Raw genomic sequence first — 3,144 nt, forward strand, 5'->3', positions numbered from 1 at the left:
GGGAACCCGTACCTACGTCGAGCGCCGAACCGAGGAGGGTAAGAGCAAGAGGGAGATCATCCGCTGCCTGAAGCGCTGCGTGGCCCGGGAGCTCTACGCGATCCTCACTGTCTCGCACGGACCAAAGGATCTTCCGGTGACGGCTTGACATCCATAAGAGCATCCCCGCCGAACACGACTTCGGTGATCTTGTCCTTCAGTAGGGACCGAGGAAACGCTCGCCGTTGAAATGGATCAGGTGTGTGGGGTCTTCAGCACACCAAACCTCGGTCTCCCACGCGATCTGATGCAGGTACTTCCTCATTTCGCGCCGATCGGAAAAGCAGGATACGTAAACAAGGCCAGGTGCAGCGTCCGCGAACAGCGAGGCAAGTTCTCTGTGGCGTTTGGCGTCAACCGGTCCGTGCGATGAGGCAGCCTCCATCAGCACGAGCCATCCCTTGTCGGGGAGGTAGACCACCAGGTCGGGCATCTTGCCGTGCTGGTCGACGGCGACGCCGAGGGTGGCGAGCCGGTCGGCCTCGAAGTGCGCCCATTTGGCGTCAGCATCGCCGACATATAATACTTCGCCACCGGGAGTAAACTGTGGGCAGAATTCCTCCACCATCTGCTTGATGAGTACGTTCTGACCGCCCGGAGAGAGCGTGAAAGGTTGGCCGTTCGGGAGTGTGATCGGGATTCGGTTCATCTCGCGGGCCGCGGCGTACTGCGCTTTCAGCCCCGGCGCAGCCGCGAGGTAGTCCGTGAGTGCCTGGCCGAATTTCGGCATGCCGTACTTCTGGATCACGGCGAGCGCTTGTGGTGGAACCTGATAGTTCCATTTCGGCGAGTTGACCGGCCGGTCTGGCTGGTCGGGGTTCTGCTGCACCAGAAGGGCATCGGAGAACTGGTGGAGAGTGAATCGTCGGATGGTCTCGCGGGTGTTGGCGGCGTAGGCGCGGCCGTACTCGTCGCGTATCCAGTCCATGATGGCGCGTGTGCCGAGCATCGGGTTGGCGGCGGCCGACCACGGTTCATCGGAGCGGAGGTGAAGCAGCGCCAGGAGCGTGAGGGCGGATCGTTCGTTGGAGCGCTCCGCGTCCATGCCGAGGGCTTCGAGGAGGCGGCTCGCCTCCTCGACCTTGTCCGTCGTGCTCATGCGGCGGCAGCGTTTGTGTCGAGCACCTGGGCCACGATCGTGTCGACGTGCTCCTGGGACGGGAGTCGCTCCGGCGCGAGGTGTCCCATCTGCCTGAGCGCTCCACTGCCGGGAAACCGCATGGCACGGAGGTCGGTGGCGTTGACCTGGGTGTGGCCGGAGAAAGTTCGGAAGAACTTGTCTACCAATGAGGAGTTAAGCCACATCGACAGGCCGTAGGCCAGGTCTCGGTCGAGCCCTTCGCCCTTGATGTGAAACACGTTGACATGGTTCTCGAACGCGACCGGACCCGAAATTCTTTCCGGTGACCATACGGCGGCCACGATGCGGCGCCGCTCCTCCTTGGCGGAGAACCGCTTGACGACGCAGTACCAGCCCTCGGGAACGAGCATCCTTTCTTCCTTCTCGGTGATCGGCGCAAACCACTGAGCCTTGCGAATCTCCCGCGGCCACGACACAAGACCGTCGCGGACGTTGCCTGGGTAGACGAGCGGTACGCCGCCGTCGATGTCCTCGTGATGGAGACATTCGAGTGATCGGAAATCGACCACTCTGCCGGTGGAGACAGCGACGCCGAGCGACACGAGGGTGTGTGGGAGCGACATCATCCGTTCGGCTATCGCGGTGTCCTCATCGTTGGCGGCGATCCGCACGAACCTGTGAGGATCATCAGGATGCACGACATCGGTATAGGGCACGTTCCTGTGGGATGCGTCGTCCTCGTGACCGTTGCTGGCCGACAGGAGCACAGTCTCGCGGTCACCGTTCTTGGTGCCGGATATGATCACATTCTCCTGCAGTACACCCGTGTCGGCGAACACGGTTGACCGGGACTCGAACGCGTGCACGCGGTCAAGCGCGATCTGGTCGAGCAGGTAGAATCGGAAGGCGCCGAAGTAGGGGCCGTTAGCGAACGACCGCGGCGTGATCGCCACCAGCTGCCCGCCATCGTTGAGTGCCCGCGCCGCGAGTGCCAGGAAGGCGGCGTAGAGGTTCGGAGCGTCCGCTCCGACCTCGCGGATGGCCGCGCGAGCGGGCGAGGAGGCAGCCAATTTTCCGTAGGGCGGATTCTGAATCACCAGGTCGAAACCGGCGAGCCGCTGATCGAGGGCAGGCCCGGTTGAGGCGGCGATGAAGTCGGCTACGACTACCTCGACAGTCACGCGGCCATCCCCTGCGACCTTGCAGGCTTCGAGGGTGTCCGCCAGTTGAGGCACCACGGCCTCGTCGCACTCCACCGCGACCACATGCGCCGACAGGTTCGGCCGCTCGGCCAGCACCCGAGCGACGAGCGCAGCGGACAGCATCCCCGACCCTGCGCCGGGATCCAAGATCTTGATGCCGCCTTCCTTGGGGAGACGCGGCATACTCGCGATGAGCGATGCCGCACGCGCCGGGGTGAAGAACTGGCCCAGGGCGTCCTGGGTCTTCGGGTCGAGCACCCCCAGGGCCGAGACCCGATTGCCTTCCGCGAGGTTGAGGAGGTCGCTCTGCATAGTTCTCATCCTGCCGCACGCAACATCCAGGGCTGCTGCTCCCAGCTGCTGTCGCAGAGTGTAACCAGGTTGGTGGTCTCGAACGCCACGCCAAATCCAGGGAACATCCGTAGAGCCAGCCGGTGGAACGACGGGATCTCGGCCCGCCCTGCCACGAGCGCGTGCGCCCGCTCATAGGCATCCGCCGCATATCATACAAAATGATCATAAATGGGGTGGCGACTCACCCTCCTTGCGTCTACCTGCCCCAGCGGCCCGCCGCACCCGCCTCCCGCGCGGGCCTGCTGAAGGAGCCACATTCCGGCGACGACGACCAGCGCGACCAGCAACAGGCCCTCGCCGAGAGCGACTAGGACCTGTTCCGAGTCCGGATCACAGGCGGGATGATCGTCTTTCGCGTTCGGATGCTCCGGCTGGTAGCACGGTTGTATGACCCGTGGCGACCTGACCGACGGCGAGTGGGAGCTGATCGAGCCGCACCTCCCGCTGGGGGCGTCGGGGCCGATCCCT

The 3,144-nt window shown here is 64.0% G+C and carries 3 protein-coding genes; 1 reads left to right on the forward strand and 2 read right to left on the reverse strand.

The features are described from left to right. Positions 1–196: 196 nt before the first annotated feature. Together AC5LUJ_RS23425 and AC5LUJ_RS23430 are read right to left on the reverse strand one after the other, a co-directional pair. Positions 197–1,138 carry a BsuBI/PstI family type II restriction endonuclease gene (locus AC5LUJ_RS23425; protein ID WP_493465793.1) on the reverse strand — a complete coding sequence of 314 codons (942 nt, stop codon included), beginning with the start codon at positions 1,136–1,138 and terminating at the stop codon, positions 197–199. Continuing rightward, positions 1,135–2,634, reverse strand: coding sequence for an Eco57I restriction-modification methylase domain-containing protein (locus AC5LUJ_RS23430; protein ID WP_493465794.1), 1,500 nt, complete (start codon positions 2,632–2,634; stop codon positions 1,135–1,137). Before AC5LUJ_RS23430 ends, AC5LUJ_RS23425 begins: the two co-directional genes overlap by 4 nt. 215 nt (positions 2,635–2,849) lie before the next feature. On the opposite strand from AC5LUJ_RS23430, the gene AC5LUJ_RS23435 reads away from it, so the two are divergent. Then, complete coding sequence (locus AC5LUJ_RS23435; protein ID WP_493465795.1) at positions 2,850–2,987, forward strand: hypothetical protein; 138 nt, start codon at positions 2,850–2,852, stop codon at positions 2,985–2,987. Positions 2,988–3,144 lie beyond the last annotated feature (157 nt).

Source organism: Protofrankia sp. CiP1_Cm_nod3 (assembly GCF_982290655.1).